Source organism: Protofrankia sp. BMG5.30 (assembly GCF_001983005.1).
GTDB lineage: Bacteria > Actinomycetota > Actinomycetes > Frankiales > Frankiaceae > Protofrankia > Protofrankia coriariae.
Map to the genome: position 1 here is coordinate 69,784 of NZ_MOME01000012.1, position 19,928 is coordinate 89,711.

Below are 19,928 nucleotides of genomic sequence, written 5' to 3' on the forward strand. Positions count from 1 at the left end.
GGTGCGCCTAACCGCGGAACGCGGCCGGAGCAATGGTGGCCGGGTATCTCATTCCAGGCCGAGATCGGCCTTCACCTCGTCCCAGGGAACGGGTGTCCGGCCGGTGAGCGTCATCTCCTCGTGGGCTCGTTCGGCTTCGCGGATGTCRGTCATGTCCTCGGCCAGGGCGAGGATGCGGTCCAGATCGTCGGCGTCGACTACGGCGGGACAGATAGATCGGCTGGTGGTCGACACGGACCTGGTCGATGATCGAGGCCAGGCACTCCCGAGCCTCGGACACGCTCAGTTCGGACGACATGGTCATGGATCGAACGTACGGTGGGCCATCGTTCCGTACAAGCAAGGCGCCAGACGTACGGCTTGTGAACCCGATGAGATCGGCGGGGCTGGCATCCCGGCTGACGCGGTCGCGCGGTGCCATACCGCGACGATGATCGAGATCAGGCGAATGCGCCCGCCATCGGCCCGACACCAGGTCGCCCGACACCAACAAACATGATAATTGATCTTGAAATTAGCATGTTTGTTGGATTGTTGGCATGTTCCGCGGGGCGCTATGTGCACGTAGGGATGCTGGATGAACACATCGGGCGAAAGTGAGCGGGCCGGCATCGGCATGCCGGCCCGCTCACTGGCTCCGCTGGCTGGAGCCTGCGAAACCGACGGAGATCGTTCAGTCAGGGTTCGCCACCAGGCCGAGTTCGGCCGGTGAGGCGAGCAGGGGGTGGCGCGGCAGCACCCGGACGGTGTAGCCGAAGGATCCTGTCCGCCGCAGCGGGATGGTGCCCTCGAAGCGCAGGCCACCGCCCTCGCCGGCACCGACATGGGCCAGCGGCAGGGTGGCCGGGCCCAGCAGCCGGTCGGACTCGTCGATGCGCCCATAGGACGCCTCGACTTCCACATCGGTCAGCTCCAGGCCGCCGAGCTCGACCGTGGCGCGGACCACCAGCGACTGGCCGACCTGCGGGGTGTCGCCGAGACCGGCCGAGTCGACGTTGACCACCCGCACCCCGGGCCAGGCCGCCCGGACCCGCTCCTTCCACGCTGCCAGGTCGCGGGCCCCGTGCGCGCTGTCCACCGAGGCCACTCGGGCCGAGGCGGCGGCGGGGATGTAGTACCGCTCGACGTACTCGCGCACCATCCGGGTGGCAAGCACCTGCGGCCCGAGGGTCGACAGGGTGTGCTTGACCATCGACGTCCAGTGCCGTGGGGGCGCGCCCGCGCCGGCGACGTCGTAGAAGCGCGTGGTGACCGCGTTCTCCAGCAGGTCGTACAGGGCGGCCGACTCGATGGCGTCCCGGCGCTCGGGGTCCTCCACGCCGTCCGCGGTGGGGATCGCCCAGCCGTTGCGGCCGTCGAACATCTCGTCCCACCAGCCGTCCCGGATGGACAGGTTGAGACAGCCGTTGAGCGCGGCCTTCATCCCCGACGTGCCGCACGCCTCCAGCGGGCGCAGCGGGTTGTTCAGCCACACGTCCGACCCGGAGTAGAGGAAGCGTGCCATGCCGATGTCGTAGTCCGGCAGGAACACGATGCGGTGGCGGACCTCCGGGCTGTCGGAGAACTGCACGATCTGCTGGACGAGCTGCTTGCCGCCGTCGTCGGCCGGGTGCGCCTTGCCGGCGATGACCAGCTGGATCGGGCGCTGGGGGTGCAGCAGCAGCCGGGTCAGCCGCTCGGGGTCGTGCAGCATCAGGGTCAGCCGCTTGTAGGAGGGCACCCGGCGGGCGAACCCGATCGTGAGGACGCCCGGGTCGAACACGCCGTCGACCCAGTCCAGTTCGCCGGGGGCGGCGCCGCGCTGCAGCCAGGACTCCCGCAGCCGGCGGCGGACCTCGGCCACCAGGCGTTCCCGCAGCTCACGGCGGGTTGCCCAGACCGCCTCGTCGGAGATCTGGGAGATCTTGGTGAAGCCCTCGCCCCCGTCGTCGAGGGGGGACGGGCCAAGCTCCCGGTCGGCCAGTTCGATCACGTTCCGGGACACCCAGGTGGCCGCGTGCACACCGTTGGTGACCGAGCCGATCGCGACCTCGTCGGGGTCGAAGCCCGGCCACAGGCCGGCGAACATCTCCCGGCTGACGATCCCGTGCAGCCGGGAGACCCCGTTGGAGCGCTGGGCCAGCCGCAGGCCCATGTGCGCCATGTTGAACACGTTCGGGTCGGACTCGGCGCCGAGCTCGAGCACCCGCTCGACGGGCACGCCGGGCCAGACGTTGTCCGCGCCGAAGTGGCGGGCCACCAGGTCGCGGGGGAACCGGTCGATCCCGGCCGGTACCGGGGTGTGGGTGGTGAACAGCGTCCCGGCCCGGGTCGCCTCCAACGCCTCGTCGAAGCTCAGGCCGGTCGCGGTCAGCTCCCGGATGCGCTCCAGGCCGAGGAAGCCGGCATGGCCCTCGTTGGTGTGGAACACCTCCGGCTCCGGGGCACCGGACACCGCCGAGTAGGCCCGCAGYGCCCGCACCCCGCCGATGCCCAGCAGCATCTCCTGGAGCAGGCGGTGGTCGGTGCCGCCGCCGTAGAGCCGGTCGGTCACGCCCCGCTCGGCCGGCTGGTTGTCCTCGACGTCGGAGTCGAGCAGCAGCAGCGGCACCCGACCGACCTGCGCCTTCCAGATCTGGGCGTGCAGGGTGCGCCCGTCCGGCAGCCCGAGCGTGATCTTCACGGGGTCGCCGGCAGCGTCGGTGAGCTGGGTCAGCGGCAGGCCGTGCGGGTCGATGCCGGGATAGCGTTCCTGCTGCCAGCCGTCCCGGGACAGCGACTGGACGAAGTAGCCGGCCCGGTAGAGCAGGCCCACCCCCACGATCGGCACGCCCAGGTCGCTGGCGGTCTTGAGATGGTCGCCGGCGAGGATGCCGAGCCCGCCGGAGTACTGCGGCAGCACCTCGGTGATGCCGAACTCCGGCGAGAAGTAGGCGATCGCGCGCGGGCCGTCGGGCAGCGACTGGTACCAGCGCGGCGCGGTCAGGTACTCGTGCAGGTCGTCAGCGGCATCGCCAAGGCGGCGGACGAAGCGGCGGTCGGCTGCGAGGCTTTCGAGGCGCTCATGGTCGACCTCGCCGAGAAGGCGCACCGGGTCCCCCTTGCAGGTGCGCCACAGCTCGGGATCGACCGACTCGAAGAGATCCAGCGTCTCCGGGTGCCACGACCAGCGAAGGTTGAGGACGAGCTCCCCGAGCGGGTGAAGCTGCTCGGGGAGCTGCGCGCGGACGGTGAAGCGTCGAAGGGCTCTCACGAAATGGTCAGCCTAGACAGCCCGAACGGACTTCTCCCACCGGGGGGCTTCCGGCCGGAAGCAGCGGATCCGGCCGGAGGCGGGATCGGCGATCGCCGGGCCRTCACTCGTCCGCGTCGGCCTGGGCAACCTTGCCTGCCAGGGCGGCCACCACGTCCGGATCCCGCAGCGTCGTGACGTCACCGAGCTCGCGCCCCTCGGCGATGTCCCGCAGCAGCCTCCTCATGATCTTCCCGGACCGGGTCTTGGGCAGGTCGTCCGCCCAGATCACCCGCTTGGGGCGAGCGAGCTTGCCGATCCGGGTGGCGACGTGCTCGCGCAGTTCGGCGATGGTGGCGTCGTCCCCGGACTGGTTGCCGGTGAGCGTGACAAAGGCCACGATGGCCTGGCCGGTCTGCTCGTCGGACTGGGCGACGACCGCGGCCTCCGCCACCAGCTCGTGCGAGACGATCGCCGACTCGACCTCGGCGGTCGACAGCCGGTGCCCGGACACGTTGATCACGTCGTCGATCCGGCCGATGATCCAGAAGTAGCCGTCCGCGTCCAGCCTGGCGGCGTCGCCGACGACGTACAYGTCCCGGCCGAAGCGGGAGAAGTACGTCTGCACGTACCGCTCGTCGTCCCGGTAGAGGGTGCGCAGCATGGACGGCCACGGCTTGGTGATCACCAGGACGCCGGTGCCCTCGGTCACCGGCTGGCCGTCCTCGGACAGCAGGGCAGGGAAGATCCCCGGCAGCGGCGTGGTGGCCGAACCCGGCTTGGTCGACGTCACACCGGGCAACGGGGAGATCAGGATGGCGCCGGTCTCGGTCTGCCACCAGGTGTCGACAATGGGGCAACGGCCGCCGCCGATCACCTTGTGGTACCACAGCCACGCCTTGGGGTTGATCGGCTCCCCCACCGTGCCGAGCAGCCGCAGCGAGGAGAGGTCGTGCCGGCCCGGGTACTGCGGGCCCCACTTGATGCAGGTCCGGATGGCGGTCGGAGCGGTGTAGAAGATCGTGACCTTGAACTCTTCGATGATCTTCCACCAGATGTCCCGGTCGGGATAGTCCGGGGCACCCTCGAACATCACACTGGTCGCGCCGTTGGACAACGGCCCGTAGACGATGTAGGAGTGGCCGGTGATCCAGCCGACGTCCGCCGAGCACCAGTAGACGTCGGAGTCCGCGTCGAGGTCGAAGACCAGCCGGTGGGTGTACGTCGCCCCGGTCAGGTACCCCCCGGTGGTGTGCAGGATGCCCTTGGGCTTGGCCGTGGAACCGGAGCTGTACAGGATGAACAGCGGGTGCTCGGCATCCAGCGGCTCCGGCGGGGCCACCGGGTCGGCCCGCTCGAGCAGCTCGTGGTACCAGACGTCCCGGYCCTCGCGGATCGGCGCCGCGATCCCGGTGGAGCGGACCACCACGATGTGCTCCAGGGCCTTCAGATCGCCCAGCTCGGCGTCCACGGCCTCCTTGACAGGGGCGGTGCGGCCCTTGCGGCGGGCGCCGTCCACCGTGATCAGAACCTTGGCGTCGGAGACCTCCATCCGCTCACGCACGGCGGACGGGGCGAAGCCACCGAAGACGACGTTGTGCACCGCGCCGATGCGGGCGCAGGCCAGCATGGCCACCGCGACCTCGGGGATCATCGGGAGGAAGATCCCCACGACGTCGCCCTTGCCGACCCCCAGCTCCTTGAGCCCGTTGGCCAGCCGCTGGGTGTCGGCCAGCAGGTCGGAGTAGGTCACCCGGCGGCGTTCGCCCTCCTCACCGACCCAGTGGATGGCCACCTTGTCCCCGCGGCCGGCGGCCACGTGCCGGTCCAGGCAGTTCGCCGAGACGTTGAGCCGGCCGTCGGTGAACCAGCGGTAAAAGGGCGGGTTGCTGTCGTCCAGCACGGTTGTGAACGGCGTGTCCCAGTCCAGCAGGGTGCGGGCCTGCTCCGCCCAGAAAGCCGGCGGGTCGGCGGCGGCCGCGGCGGCATCGGCGGGCCGATACCAGCGGGAGACGAAGTCGGGCGGCGGGTCGAAACGCTCCACCGCCAGCAGTTGGTCGAGTTCGCGCTCCAGGCTGACATCGTCGGTACCGACGATGTCGGTACCGACAGCGTCCAGACCGGTACCGTCCGCCGTGCTGGTCACATGCCCTCCTGATGATCCGGGGACGGGGCCTCCGTCAGCGCGGAAAAGAACACGATCACGCTACCCCTGGCCCTCCGGAAGCGATGTCGTCTCGTCCGCATTGGGTGTACCACGAAGTGCCGGCCGCATACAGCGGTCAGTACTCCGGCGCTTTCCGACGGTTGCGCCGCCCGCTACCCGGCGTGAACCGGCAGCGCGCCGGCCGGCAGCTCGTCCCTGCCGGCGCGCAGCAGGAAGAGGATCACGAGGAAAGCGGCGAAAAGTATTACCGCGCTCCACACGAACGCGGTCGTGTAACCGGAGATCAGAGCCTCGGCCTGGGTGTCCGGGCCGGGAACGTGGTTGACGGCGTAACTCGACACGGCGGTGGCGAAAATCGTGTTGAGCAGCGCCGTGCCCAGCGACCCGCCCACCTGCTGGGTGGTGTTGATCAGAGCGCTGGCGACCCCGGCGTCGTGGGCGTCGACACCGGCGAGCGCGGTACTCGTCAGCGGGACGAACACCAGCCCTATCCCGAGGCTCATCAGCACCTCGGAGGGCAGGACATGGCTGACGTAACCGGTGTCGAGCCCGATCCCCGTCAGCAGGAGCATCCCACCCGTGGCCATCAGGCTCCCGGTCACCATCAGGATCTTCGGACCGGTCCGGGGCAGGAGCTGGCCCGTGATCCCGGCCGAGACGATGATGCCGACGCTGAAGGGCAGGAAGGCGAAGCCCGCGCGCAGCGCGCTGTACCCGAGGCTGGCCTGGAAGTAGTAGGTGAGGAACAGGAACGTGGCGAACAGGCCGGCGCCGACGAGCAGGGACGACAGGTAGGAGGCGCCACGGTTGCGCTCCAGGGGGACACGCAGCGGGAGCAGCGGCGCGCCGCTGCGGGTCTCGATGACGACGAACGCGACGAGCAGCGCCACGGCGGCGGCGAGCAGCCCTAGGGTGACGTTCGCGCTCCAGCCGTCCTCCGCCGCCCTGGTGAAGCCGTAGACCAGCAGGACGAGCCCGGCGGTGACGGTGAGTGCCCCCGGAATGTCGTAACGGGTGTTGCCCGACGCCCTGCTCTCCCGCACGACCAGTACGGCCGCCCCGGCTGCGAGCAGCGCGATCGGGACGTTGACCAGCAGGCACCAGCGCCAGGAGGTGAACTCGGTGAGCACACCGCCGACGATGAGCCCGATGGCGGCACCGCCGCCGGAGATCCCGCCGTAGACACCGAACGCGCGGGCCCGCTCCCGGCTGTCGGTGAAGGTCACCGTGAGCAGGGACAGCGATGCCGGCGCGAGCACCGCCGCAAATACTCCCTGTAACGCGCGGGCGGCGAAGAGAAGCTCGGCGTTCGGCGCGGCCCCACCGAGCGCGGAGGCCGCGGCAAAGGCCAGCAGGCCGCCGACAAAGGCGCGCCTGCGCCCGGTGAAGTCGGCGATCCGGCCGCCGAGCAACAGCAGGCCACCGAAGGCCAGGGTGTACGCGGTGATGATCCACTGTCGGTCGGCCGTGGAGATGTGCAGGTCGGCCTGGGCATGCGGTAGGGCAATGTTCACGATGGACGCGTCGAGCACGATCATCAGCTGCGCAATGGCGATGACGATGAGCGCTAACCACCGCCGGGGATCAGGCTGCGGTGGCCCCAGGTCGGTGGGCGGTGGGGCATCTTCTTCGGTCGTCGTTGTCACAACTGCTCCTTGACCGGCCAGGCCGGAACCCGGGCAGGGCAGCCGCCCCGCCGGTGTTTTCTGGCGATTTACCGACTGTTGCCGATGTCGCGTTGAACGCCGCCCCGCCCTGAATGAAACCGGCGGCCGGACGATGTCTCCTTTGTCTCCTTCACGGTTTCGCGCATGGTTTCCCACGCACCGTCCGCGGCCGACGCCGCCGCCGGGGCCCCGGTACGGTGAAAATATTTCGATCATGTTCCCGCCGTGGCGTCGGCGTGCCACGGAAGTCCGGGAACATCAGCGTTCCGCTGTCATCAGCGGTAACAGGATGTCGTCGACCAGATGATGAATGAACACGTCGTCCAGGGCTTCCCCAGTGATCAGAAGCCGGAAGAAGAACGCCGCGGGAACCAGTTCGTTGAAAACGCAGGCAGCCGTCGGCGAGCACGGCTCACCCCGGTCGACGGCCCGTTGCACGATGAGGGCGGCCAGACCGCGCCCGTCCTCGATCATCTGGGCCCGCAGCGCCGACGCCAGGGCCACGGAGTCGCGCATGGCCAGCACGACGCCGGCCATCAGGGCGGCACCGCCGTCGGCCAGGCGCCTGACCTTCTGGCGAATGATATCGATCATGTCGCCGCGCAGGCTGCCGGTGTCCGCGATGATGATGTCGTCGACCGCCTGGCGACGGATCGCCTCGACGACGAGTTCGTCCTTGCCCGCCCATCGCCGATAGATCGTCGCCTTGCTCGCCCGGGCCCGGGCCGCGACGGCGACCATGCTCATGCGCTCGTAGCCGACCTCGGTGAGCAGCTCGAGCGCGGCGTGCAGGATCGCCTGCTCACGGGCGTCGTCGCGGGGACGCCCACGCACGGCACCGCCCAGGGGCGTCGAAACCATCATGGTCGTGGCCCCCTCCCACCGTCGGCCATGTTCCAAAACAGTACCGTACTGTACCTGAATTAGAACTAGCGTGACCGACGGTGACAGAACGTCGCGGACGCCGGGACGGCCCGCGCCCGACGATCCGCGGACATACGAAAAGTACGATTATGTACGAAAATTGTGATCACGACATCTTCGGCCTGACGCGGCCGGCTCAGCGGTCGGGGCCGTGCCCCGTGGCGAGCTCAGCTTCGATGATCTCGAGCAGTTCCTGCCCACCGTGCAGGCCCGGGGCAGTGGTGACCCRCAGGTTCGGGTGTGTCCACCGGTGCTCGTCCAGTTCGCCGTGGGCGGGACGGACGGCGAGATCCGCGCCGGCGAGCATGCCCGCGTCCAGCAGCGAGTCCCCCGCGGCGGCGAGCCTTGCCGGCCCGGCCCTGCGCATCACCTCGGCGAGGGCCGCCTCCTTGGTCAGCACGGCCGGTACCAGGTAGACCTTGCGGCCCTGGGCGGACAGGCCCCATCCATCGGCCGCCAGGCTCGCCGCGAGGCCGGACAGGTCGGGGATACCGTCGCGTTCGTAGGCGACGAGGTATACGAACAGGTCGTCGGCGACCCGGCTCACCCGGACCCAGCCGTCGGCGGCGAGCCGCTGCGCGATGGCCCACACGTCGGCGAGCGGGCGGGCACCGGTGGCGATCCGCTCCCGGATCCGGGCCGCCCAGGCCTCGTCCGGACGGCCGTCGACCAGCAGGTGGCCGCCGTTGGTCGTGATCGCGTACCGGGGGCGGACACCGAGATCGACCCGTTCGTACTGGGCGCGGGTACGGGTGGTGACCGGAACAAGGGTCGCCGCCGCGTGCAGCTTGGCGATCAGCTCGGCGGCCCCGGTGGTACAGAACGCGGCGGGCTCGCCGTCGATGTGCTCCACCGTGACCAGCTCGGGTTCGACGGCACCGGGAGGGAGCCGGAAGGAACGCCTGCTGTAGATCAGCGTCTGGTCGAGATCGCAGGCGACGACCCAGCGCGGGCCCGGCAGGGCCGCAGCCGGGGACGGCGCGGACGTCCATGTGCTGATTGCTCAACTGTATGCCACGGGCGGGCCGAGATGCCGCGCAATCACACGTGTTGCCCGGATACGGAAGCCGCCCGAGCACGGAAGCCGCTCTGGTGCGGAAGCCGGACAGGGGACAGGGGACAGGGGACAGGGGACAGAGCGAAGTCTGTCCACAACCCGTTCGGGCGGGGGACGGTTGTCCACAGGCCAGCGCGCGCTGTTTCATCCGGCCGGCACGGCTGCGAGCCTGACAGACATGGCCCCGGACCCCGGCCAGCATTCCTGGCAGCAGTACTCCTGGCAACAGATCGCCGACAGCCAGTGCGGCGTCATCGCCGTCCGCGCTGTCGTCGCCGCCGGCACGAGCCGCTCGACGATCCACCGGCAGGTGCGGACCGGACGCTGGCAGCGCCCCATGGCGGGTGTGCTCGTGACCCGCCCGCAACCGCTCACCCGTATGCAGCTGCTGTGGTGCGCGGTCGAATCCATCGGGCCGCACGCCGTTGTCGGCGGTGCCTCCGCGGCCGCCATGGGCGGCCTGCGCGGCTTCGACGACGAACACGTCACCATCGTCGTGCCTGCCGGGCGGTATCCCGCCCCGCGGCCGGGCGTCGTCATTCACCACAGCGCCCGGCTGGATTCCGACGCCGTGCACCCGCACCTGCGTCCGCCCCGGACCAGGCCGGCCCGGTCCGTCGTGGACATGGCCGGCTGGGCGCGGCGGCCGGAAGCCGTGTACGACATCATCGCGTCCGCCGTCCGGCAACGCCTGGTCACGGTCGGCGAGCTGCGTGTCGCCACCGGGGCGCGTGGGCCGATCCCCCGGAAAAACCTGATCCTTCAGGTGCTGGGCAGTCTGGAGGCAGCACAGGTGCTGAGCGGCCCGGGCGCGGCGTCAGCCGGCCCGGATGCGGCGGGCCAGCCCACACCCGTCACCACGAGCCGTGACGACACGCCTCCCGGTGACGGCGCGCCCTGTCACGACGGCGCGCTGAACAGTGCGCGGTCGGGCTCGCCGTCGGGCGGTTTGATGATCCCGACACACGAGTACGGCAGATCGGCCCTTTCCTCGACGGGTACGCCCTTGGCCTCGCACAGGGACAGGACATGAGGCAGCTCCGCCAGCCGCTCGGGCGTGACGACGACCTTCCAGGGCACCCGGCGCAACAGCACCCTGGTGGTCTCACCGACCCCGGGCTTGACCAGGCCGATGTTGTCGATCCCGTACTCCTTCGCCAATGTCTCGACCGCCTGCCAGCCGGCCCAGGTCGGGGTACGCTCCGCCGGCCGCGAGACGCCGTCCGCGACCGCGGCCGACGCGGCGGGAAACGCCTCGACAACGGTCTCGACGTAACGGCGGGAGTAGTCCCGGTCGGCGAGATGCCGGTAGTACTTCGCCCCGTGGAAGTCGGCCGGGCCGATCAGCGACCGGTTCAGCACCGTCCGGCTCACCAGGCCGCTGACCGTGGAGTTCAGGCAGCTGTGCGGGATCAGGAAGTCGTCCCGTGTCCCGTGCAGAGGTGTGCAGTGGCCGGGGTCGGAGATGACCGCCATGGACGCGTCCAGCCCGAGGCCGCCGGCGGCGGCCTCAAGCACCTTGAGGATGGCGCCCTTGCCCGTCCAGCCGTCGACGAACTGCAGGCTGTGCCGGTCGTGCCGGGCGAGGATCCAGCGCATCGCGTTCTCGTCGAGCCCCCGGTCCTTGATGATGGAGACCGAATAGTGCGGCAGGTCGAGGCCGTGCCGCCAGCGGGCCCAACGCCGCATGAGGATGCCGGCGGGCGTGCCGGCCCGCGCCAGCGACACGATGACCGGCCGCACCCTGGCCGCGAGCACGAGTTCGGTGGCCACCCCGACCGCGGTGGCGACCCGCACCGCCGAGCGGGCAAGGGCGTCCTCGAACAGGGCAAGGTAGGCCTGCGACGGCTCGTACTCGACCGGCAGGTCCTCGGAGTAGTGGCGGCCCTTGGAGAAGTCCTCCTCACGGTCCTCGGTGGGGCGTTCCAGCGGGATGTCGCTGAGGTCCTTCAACAGAAAGGTGACATCTGCCGGGTCGTAGGAGCCCGAACCCACCGTTCCCGGGAGGACCGGCCGCACCGCGCTCCCGGGCGCACCTCCGGTGCTCGCGGCGCTCCCGGTCAACGCGCACCCCCGGTGCTGTCGGCCGGCAGGGTCAGCGGCCGGCCGGCCGGCCCCCGCGCCGGGATCGTGACCACGGTGACCGGCGCGCACCGGCGCAGCGCCCCGACCATCCCCGACACGTCGGCTGCCCCCGCCACGCTCACCCCGGCCGCCCCGACGGCGGCCCGCCCGTTCGCGGCCGAGTCGACCACCACGACGATGTCGTCGTACAGACCGGGCCGGACGTTGTACACCTGGCTGACCCGGCCCGGGTCGTCAGGCGCCGGAAAGGTCCGCGCGCAGCGGATCGCGTAGCCGTCGGCGTCGATGGGGTGGACCGGTGAACGGGTCGTCGAATGGTAGACGACCTCGCCAGGGATGATCTGGTCGAGCGCGTCACCGATACGTAGCGGCGTGTACATCAGCTCCTCGGTGCCGAGCACGAGAACGCGACCCGAGGGCCTGTTCAGCGCCGCGGCCACATCCTTGGCGACCAGCGGCGCCACCTCGGCAAGCAGCGCCCGGTCCGACCGCGACCAGCCGTGGCGGGCGCCGTCGGGAAGCTCCTCCGGCCAGTCGGGTGTCACAAAACGCACTGGAGCGGGCGCTGTGGGCGACTGCGTCGGGCTGCTGCCGTACCGGGCCCGTATCCGCTCGGCGCGCGCGGTCACGTCGTCCGGGACGGTCACCTCCCCGGCCAGCAGCGACACCACCCGCACGGGCACGCCGAGACGGTCCGCGAGCTCGTCGAAGGCGCGGCGGGCCGGTGCCGGCCGGGCGTCGAAAAGGGTGGCCACCGTGTACGACGGCCGGGGCGCGAACGCGTGCAACGCGCGGATCGTGCCCAGGGCGGTCCGGCCGGTGGACAGCTCGTCGTCGACGAGCACCAGCGGCCGGGGCGCCCGCACCAGCTCGGGATCGCCCGGCATCAGCCAGTGGAAGGTGGCGTGCGAATGCGCCTCGTCGAAGTCCAGCAACGTGGTGGCACCGGGAACGAGCCGGCGTGTGGTGTGCAGGTAGTCGCAGTCGTCCAGCCCGTCGGCCACGGTGTGCCCGAGCGAGGTGGCGGTCTCGCAGTAGCCGAGCACCAGCGGCGCCACCGTCACGCGGTCGCCACCGGTCGCCCGCTGGTCGGCACGGACCTGTGCGGCCAGCAGGTGACCAGCCGCGACCGACCGCGCCGGCCGTACCGGCAGATGTTTGCCGAGCACCCGGCTGACCAGCAGATGGGCCCGCCTCGGATTGCGTCGCAGCGCAAGGCCCACCATCGCGTCCAGCCCCCCGCCGACCACGTCGGTCCGCAGGCGAACATCGAGCCCCAGCTCGTCCCACAGCCATCCCGCACCGTTCGAYGGCACCGCGGCAGCATCCGCCAGACTCACATGACCTCCGTCCTCACCGGCATTCCCATCAACATCCCGACCGGCATTCCCAGCAGGGTCTCCACCCGTTCCGGCCACTCGCCCGCCAGGTCCTCGTCCGCGCCTGGCCGGTCACAGGGCGCTGGTCGCCGCCAGCACGTCGACGAACGTGTGCCCCTCGCGCAGGACGCCGAAGGCCCGAGACCGCCGCAGCACCCCCTCAGCCCAGGTCCGGTGGGRCCGCAGCTCGTTCATCTTGTTCGCATAGTGGCTCGGACGCACGCCACCGGTGTCGTCCGCGAGAATCGCCATCGCGTCCGTGTACTCCTCGTGGGTGGCTACGTGCAGGGCGTGTACAGCGGGCACATGGCTGGGGTGGATCACCGTTTTGCCGAGCAGCCCGTTGGCCTTGTCGAGCACGACTTCGCGGATGAGCCGGTCGAGATCGGCGGAGACGAGCCGGGACCGCATCCGCGCGCCGTCCGCGCTGTCGTCGACGAGGTCCGCCTCCTCGAACGGCGTGACCCGCAGCGAGCTGACGAAAAGCCGTTCCGGCTGCGCGAAGTACTCCCAGACCGGCCCGCTCACCACGTGCTCCCCGCCGCGGCCGCACACGTTGACGATGTCGGCAATGCAGTCGCGCACCACCGCGATGTYGTAGATGGTCAGATCGCGGTCCCGGCGCAGCCCGAACAGGCCGCAGAGATCGGTCGCGCCGATACGCACGGCAAGAACGATGTCGTCGTGCTTGTCGACGAGGTCGTGCACGCCCAGCAGCGTCCGCTCCCGGGTCTCGCGAAAGATGATCTGAGGACTTTCCAGCACGGGCATCGCCCACAGCGGCCGGCCGAGCCGGTCGGAGGCCTGCGTGACCGCGGCCAGCGCCGCCACGCCGCCCTCGGGATCGAACTTGGGCAGCACGAAACCGCCGAGCATCTCCGACGCGTCGACGTCGAGCCGCGCGATGATGCGCGATATCTGATCGGTGTCACGCACGCGGACGAACAGCAACGGCGGCCCGCCCGCGCTGGCCGGCGGATTCTCACTCAGGTCGTGCAGCGTAGCAATGATGTTCGCCTCCGCCGCGGGGACCTCGTGGTCGGCGATGGCGTCCTCCAGGCAGAGCACCATCGACGTCACCCCGGCGGACACCTGGCGGCGGACGTCCGCGGCCAGTGTCGGGCGGGTGCCCGGAGCGTAAAGGGTCGCCCCGAGCGCCGTTGCCACCAACAGGCGGTCCGCAGCCGGCAGGATCTCCTCGGGCAGGCGGTGAAACAGCGCATCCGCCCGGTCCGCGGCCAGGAAACCGAAGTGACGCACCGGTCGAACCCCCTGTCGTCGGACCGTTCACTGATCGGGGCGGCCGCACGTCGTCATTTGTGGGCGCCGGACTGGCCAGAACCTACAGCCACAGCCGCTGGTTCCGAAATTCCGCACACTGTTGTCATCAACCGGACAACCTGTTTTCACACAACCGCGACCGTGGCGAACGAGATCGCCACCGACTGGTGGCCGGGCCGTCGACTGCCCGCGGCAGGGCATCAGGGCAGGTCGACCAGCCCGATGGATCAATAGGGCGGATCAACATGGCGGATCAAACAGTCATCCGYGCCCAGCCACCGCTCACGCCGGGCGCCCGCATACACCACGCCGCTGGCCGGTGACCGTGAGCACGACGTATCGTGCCGGACGCGCGTTATCCGATTACCCGCCGCGTAATCTATTCGCTGCCGATCCATTCGCTATTGCGCGTTATGCACAACGCGCAATAGCGAGATGTGTACACGTGACAGGCCGGCGGGCGGGTTCAGCGAAGCACCAGGGCGTCGTCCGGAGGATGCCGCAGCACGATCTGCGCGGCGTCCGGGCCCGGAAGCAGCCGGACACCCCACGGCAGCCGCGCGCCGTCCAGCGGGACCTCCACGGTGTGCTCACCGTGTGCGTGTGCCGCCTCACGGGCGGGTACCCGGGCGAGCACCTGCCCGTCTTCCCTGGTCTGYGGCGGGGTCGTTCCGGACCGGGCGACCAGCAGCAGCTCGGGCAGGAGCCCTTCCGCGCGCACCTGTACACGCAGCGTACGACGACGCCAGCCCACCCGGGCCACCATATAACTGACCATCGCCGCATCCTCCCGCATCTGTTGCTGTTGCGGCTGGTGCTCCTGTTGCGGCTGCTGCTCCTGCTGCTCCTGCTGTGGCTGCTGTGGCTGYTGCTCCTGCCGTGGCTGCCCCTGGTAGGGCTGCTCCTGCTGTGGCTGTTGGTCCGGCTGGACCAGCGAACTGGCCCCGGTCGGCGGGTCCGCGGAAGCCCCCGCGCTCCCGGCAGCCTGCCGGTCCTCGGCAGCCCGCTGGTCTCCGGCAGCCTGCTGGTCTCCGGCAGCCGCTGGATCCGCGGGATCCGCGGATGTCGAGGGATGTGTCGAGGGGTGCGCGGCCCGCCAGCCCTCCTGGCCACCCGCTGCCGGGGCCGAGACGTCCACGCGAAGCGGCGGATTCGGGCGGGCATCCTGTTCCGCCCGGACCGCCGGCCGGGCCAGGATGCCCGTTCCCGGCGGTACCGCGGTCAGCGTCCCGCCGATATGCACCAGCGGATAGCAGGCGATGAAATACGCCGAGCCGTCCGACGGCGCGGCCAGGTGCCAGCCGCCTTTTATCTCCAGGCTCGTGTTGGTGACCTTCGCCTGGTCCGCCTCGGGATCGTCGGGCCCGGTCGGCAGCTGGTCCCGACGCCACAGGACCCGGGCCTCGGTGATCCCCAGCGGCATCCGGAAGGACAGCACGATCTCCTCGCCGCGGTCGTCGGCACGCAGCTCCGTGATCTCCCCGACGATCAGGTGCCGTACCGCCCTGCCGACCACGGCCCGGCCGGCCAGTACGGTCACCGGGACGTACTCCAGCTCGCCGGCCGCCGACAGATCGACCAGGTGGCCGCTGTCACTGGACCCGACCAGCCGGGCCGGATCGGCGATCCGCGCCAGGTCCACCTCGGTGTCCTCGACCGCGAGCGGATGCCCCGGCGGCGAGCTCGACAGACCCGACTGCGAGCTCGGCTGCGGATCGTTCGGGGGCACCGCGTAGATCCGCACCTCGCTGCCCGCCGGCGCGTTCCAGCGCAGCATGGTGCGGCCCGCGGCGGTGGTGACCTGCAGATCACGGATCGCCGGTGGACGCGGTATCACCGTCGCCATGGTCGACGCCCCGTCCGTACGCGCGGGAACAGCGTCCGCGTCATGGAACTCGACGTAGACCTGGTAACGGTATGTGACACCTGCCTGGACGGCGGAGTCGACGTACTGACCGGCGTTCGCCCTGGTCCGCCGCGTCGGAAGCCGCACCGGCGACGATTCGTCCACGGTCCGCTCGATCGTGACCGCGTCCACCGGACCGTCCAGGCGCCAKGACAGCTTCACCGCGTCACCGATCTGCTCCGCGCGCAGCTCGGTGACGTCCCGCATGACCACGAGCCCGGGTGTGCGTACCGGTACCGACCGTCGGCTGCCGACGATCGCGGTCACCTCGTAGCGGACCATCACCCCCACCGGCACTCCGGCGTCGACGAGCTCCGTGGACCCGGTGGTGCCCAGGCTGTGTTCCGGCGCGACCACCCGCTCCGGGTCGCTCGCGTCCCCGAACAGGCGGACCACCCGGTAGGACACCGGGGCGGCGCTGGACAGGGAGGCGCGCCACCGCAGGACCACCCCGCCGTCCTGCTCGGTCGCGGTCAGGTCCCGGGGCGGCTCGAGGGGCAGCGCGGCCAGCGCCGCCAGCGCCTCGCGGCTGTCGGCCGCCGTGGCGAGCACCGCGGCCAGGGCGTTCTCCTGGTCGGGGGCGGGCAGCTCCCGGGCCGCGGCGACCCGGCGGTGGATGACGTCCTGATGGGCGACGAGTTCGGCGAGCACCTCCTCGGGGGTGCGCCCGTCCGGGCCGGGCACGTCGCGGGCGTGGGAGACCAGCCACCGTGCCCCGTCGGTGGCGGCATCCGCGCGCCGGGCCTCACGGTTGTCCACCAGCGCCCGCCAGCCGGCGTCGGCGGCGGCCAGCGCCGCCTGCACCCGCGCGCCGAGTTCTTCGGCCTCCCGCGCGGCGGCACCGTCGAGCAGCGCCAGCACCGGGCGGGCGGCGGCCAGCAGCTCGCCGGCATAGCGAACCCGGCCGGCGTCCAGCGCCCGACGGATGGCGAACACCGCCTCGGCGGCCTCCCGCGCCTGGCGCATGCTCCGCCCGCAGGAGCGGCAGGCCACCGCGGCGGCCTCGGTCTCCCGCCCGCACGAGGGGCACGCGGTGTACAGCTCGGTGTCGCAGTAACGGCAGATCCGCGAGCCGTCCACCGGCTCTGGACGGCAACACTGCGCACACACCACGTAGTCGAGGAAGACCCCGGTCGTCACGGCCGCGCCCAGCTCCCGGGCGACGCCGAGCAGCAGGGTCTTGGCCTGCGCCGTGGACAGGCCCGACCCACTCGACAGGATCTCCCGTACCAGCCCCTCGAACGCGGCCGGTCCCAGTTCGCCGTCGAGAACGATGTGCTCCTCGACCCGTCCCCGGATCTCCTCCCGGGCGTCCGCGACCAGGCCGGCGGTGTAGGCGGCCGGATCCCCGTCCAGCAGCCTGGTGCGCACCTGCGCGAGCAGGTCCGCGATCACCGTCTTCTCACGGTCGTGCGGACGCCGCTGGTTGCGTTCCAGCGCGATCTCGTAGGCTGCCCGGATCCGTTCCGGCGGCGAGTCGGCCGGAACGCCCAGGAAGGCCCACAGGGAGGCGGTGGCGGCCCGGTTGCCGACCCGTAGCTGCCGCAGTTCGACCAGACGGTCCCGGATCTGGCGGCGTACCCCCGCGGCGAGGGGCTCGATCCCGTCCCCCCAGCCGTCCTCGATCACCTGCTCACCGGCGAGGACCGCGTCGAACTGCTCGGTGGTCACCCCGTCGGCCGCCGCCAGCCGGCGCAGCCCGGCCACCCGGGAACGCGGCACCCCGCCGAAACGCTCACGCACGGTCGCGAGGTTGCGGGCCACCTTCGCCAGCCGTTCGGCCTGCCCGGCCTGGCGGGCCGCCAGTACCCGGGCCCGGAGCTGGTCACGGGTGGCGGCGTCCAGCAGCGGCGCCTCCCACTCCGCCCGCCGCCGCACCAGCGTCGCGGCGAGCGACGCGTACCGGGTCGCGTTCCGCTGCCGCTGCAGGAAGGCCATGACGGCGGCCAGCTGCTCGCGTACCTGCGCGTCGGTGTGGACGACATCCGGGTCGAGGGCCGCGACGAAAAAAGGATCGTCGAGATCCAACGAGGACCGGCGGTGCAGCTCCGCCAGCACGCGCTGGCGATAACCACTGCCGTCGAACGCCGCGCTCACCGTCCCACCTTCGTCCCGTCCCTGCCGCGGGGCAGGTGAAACCCGTGCCTGTACAGCCCGTGCCCGTCCTGGACACAGCCTGGAACATTCACCATATGTACTGGACGAGGCAATGTACCGGCCAGAACTGCACCTTGCCCACTCCTGGTGACACCCCACACAGGTCAGGCCATGCCGGTGGGCACCCTTCGTGGACACATGTCCGGTGGATGCCGGCCGTCCGCGTCAGCGCCCCCGTCGGCCGGCTTCCATCAGCCACGCCCTAGTCGCGCTGTTTGAGCAGTGTGACCTTCCTGCCCTCCTCGTCCCGCATCGCCTCGCTGCCGACCCCGGCCTTCACCTGCAGGAGCAGGGGCTCCTTCGCGCCGGGATGGGTGGCGGTGACCCGGATGGTCTGGTCCGGGCGCATGAAGAAGGTGACTTCGACTGGTGTGCCGCGGGGATGGCCACCCGGGATACCGGCGATGGCACCCTCAACGATCACCTTGTTGTCCTCCGGCACGGGCGACTCGGCGCTCGTGCCCTGCTCGAACACGCGGATGTCGACCTCGGCCTGGTTGTCGGAGACCGTGTAGAAGGTCCGCGTCACCTCGATCGGCAACGGGTCGTTGCGGTGCGCCAGGAACGCGGCGACCGTCTTGCCCCTGTCCTCGGCAAAGATCCCGAAACCGCGCGAGGTCACGTTGACGATCTTCGTTTTCACCAGGTCCGCCACGGCGGTGGTGTCCAGCCCGAAGCTGTCGGCCGCCCCGGACGCCGCCTGCCGCACGTCGGCCGGCTCCGCCGCCTCCAGGCCCTCCCCCTCGGCGAGCCTGCCCTTCGCGACCAGATCGTCGATGACCTGGCGTTCCAGCTCCTTCTTCTGCCCGAACACCGCCGCGCCCTTGGCCACCGCAAGATCGGGGTCGACGAGACGGGGAGTCAGGCCGAACTCCTCGGTCAGCTTCCGGGTGATGGCGGGGCTCTTGCTCATCCCCCCGACGAGCAGGCAGACGTCGACGTKGTCGACACCGCGCTCCTTCGCCCGGTCGAGCACCGAGCCGGTCAGGTCGAGCGTGCGCTGCAGCAACGGCGCCGTGATCTCCTCAAGATCGGCGCGGGTGACGGTCACGCTCGTGCGCCGGCCGGCATGGACCACCAGCACGTCCACGCTCTCCCGGCCCGAGAGCGCCAGCTTCGCCTCCTCCGCCGCGGTCAGCAGCTCCTGCTCGTCGTAGACGTCGTCGAGCGGGTCGCCTGCGTCGGGCTGCGCCTCGACGAACTTCTGCGCGAGGAAGCGCACCAGCTCGGCGTCCCAGTCGGCGCCGCCCAGCTCGTGGTCGCCGTCGGTGGCGACCACCGTGATCTCGTTCTCCGACAGCCGGATGACCGTGGTGTCGAAGGTGCCGCCGCCGAGGTCGTAGACCAGCACGGTGGACTCCGCCGCGCCGCCCCGCGCGAACCCGTAGGCGAAGGCGGCTGCGGTCGGCTCGTTGATGATGTCGACGACGTTCAGCCCGGCGAGCGTCCCGGCGAGTTTCGTCGCCTTGCGCTCCTCGTCGCCGAAGTAGGCGGGCACGGTGATGACCACGTCGGTCACCGGGTTCCCGGTCACCCGCCGCGCGTCGGCGGCCAGGGCCTTGAGCACGAGGCTGGACACCGCGGAAGCGCTGTACTCCTCGCCGTGGACGACGAACCGCCAGTCCGCCTCGCCCATGTGCCGCTTGACCAGGCTCGCCACGTCGTCCGGACGGATCCGGGCCTGCCGCTTGGCCTGCGTGCCGACGACGAAGCTGACGTCGCCGTCGGCCGACTCGTCGAAGAGCACCACCGACGGTGTGGTCGGCTGCGACTCGATGTTACGGATGACGTCCGGGCGTCCGTACTCGTCCACCTGGGCGATACACGAGTACGTCGTTCCCAGGTCGATCCCGAACACCTTCGTCCGCGTCATGTAGCTTCCCTCCGCCAAACTGCGGCCACCGCCCAGGGCCCGAGCACACGAAGAACAGATCGCGCTGCCCGCGACCCCCGTCGGCCAGGGGCACCAGACCTCCTGGGCCGGCCGGGCCGGTTCCCGGCGCCCGGATTCGGCGGGGAACCGGGCGCCGGGAACCATGGCCGCGCGGTTGTTGGCCCTCTTTGTCGGCCTTCTGCTGTTGTCGGCCCTCTAGT

11 protein-coding genes are annotated in these 19,928 nt (G+C 70.8%); all 11 read right to left on the minus strand.

Going from position 1 to position 19,928, the window contains the following annotated elements; all coding sequences use genetic code 11:
* Window positions 1-48: 48 nt before the first annotated feature.
* The 11 genes from BL254_RS07985 to BL254_RS08035 all read right to left on the minus strand — a co-directional run bounded on the left by BL254_RS07985 (window position 49) and on the right by BL254_RS08035 (window position 19,707).
* Window positions 49-234, minus strand: coding sequence for a hypothetical protein (locus BL254_RS07985; RefSeq protein ID WP_200902297.1), 186 nt, complete (start codon window positions 232-234; stop codon window positions 49-51).
* Window positions 235-673: 439 nt separating this feature from the next.
* A complete protein-coding gene (gene glgP / locus BL254_RS07990) occupies window positions 674-3,232 on the minus strand; it encodes an alpha-glucan family phosphorylase (protein ID WP_047221314.1) in 2,559 nt (852 codons plus the stop codon).
* Between the two features lie 103 nt (window positions 3,233-3,335).
* Window positions 3,336-5,330 (minus strand): acetate--CoA ligase, encoded by a 1,995-nt coding sequence (gene acs, locus BL254_RS07995; RefSeq protein ID WP_076842969.1) that lies wholly within the window; start codon window positions 5,328-5,330, stop codon window positions 3,336-3,338.
* A gap of 200 nt (window positions 5,331-5,530) precedes the next feature.
* Window positions 5,531-7,024: an MFS transporter gene (locus tag BL254_RS08000; protein ID WP_047221313.1), complete on the minus strand. Its 1,494-nt coding sequence runs from the start codon at window positions 7,022-7,024 to the stop codon at window positions 5,531-5,533.
* A gap of 279 nt (window positions 7,025-7,303) precedes the next feature.
* A complete protein-coding gene (locus BL254_RS08005; protein ID WP_047221312.1) occupies window positions 7,304-7,909 on the minus strand; it encodes a TetR/AcrR family transcriptional regulator in 606 nt (201 codons plus the stop codon).
* A 196-nt stretch (window positions 7,910-8,105) separates the two neighbouring features.
* Window positions 8,106-8,969 (minus strand): sucrose-6-phosphate hydrolase, encoded by an 864-nt coding sequence (locus tag BL254_RS08010; RefSeq protein ID WP_076842958.1) that lies wholly within the window; start codon window positions 8,967-8,969, stop codon window positions 8,106-8,108.
* Window positions 8,970-9,926: 957 nt separating this feature from the next.
* Window positions 9,927-11,045 (minus strand): cysteine protease StiP family protein, encoded by a 1,119-nt coding sequence (locus tag BL254_RS08015; protein WP_047221452.1) that lies wholly within the window; start codon window positions 11,043-11,045, stop codon window positions 9,927-9,929.
* Between the two features lie 41 nt (window positions 11,046-11,086).
* A complete protein-coding gene (locus BL254_RS08020; RefSeq protein ID WP_076842959.1) occupies window positions 11,087-12,451 on the minus strand; it encodes a phosphoribosyltransferase family protein in 1,365 nt (454 codons plus the stop codon).
* A 111-nt stretch (window positions 12,452-12,562) separates the two neighbouring features.
* Entirely contained in the window at window positions 12,563-13,750 is a 1,188-nt protein-coding gene (locus BL254_RS08025) for an HpcH/HpaI aldolase/citrate lyase family protein (protein WP_076842960.1), read from the minus strand.
* A 487-nt stretch (window positions 13,751-14,237) separates the two neighbouring features.
* Window positions 14,238-17,774 (minus strand): zinc ribbon domain-containing protein, encoded by a 3,537-nt coding sequence (locus tag BL254_RS08030; protein WP_076842961.1) that lies wholly within the window; start codon window positions 17,772-17,774, stop codon window positions 14,238-14,240.
* Window positions 17,775-18,036: 262 nt separating this feature from the next.
* Window positions 18,037-19,707, minus strand: coding sequence for an Hsp70 family protein (locus BL254_RS08035; RefSeq protein WP_076842962.1), 1,671 nt, complete (start codon window positions 19,705-19,707; stop codon window positions 18,037-18,039).
* Window positions 19,708-19,928: the final 221 nt, after the last annotated feature.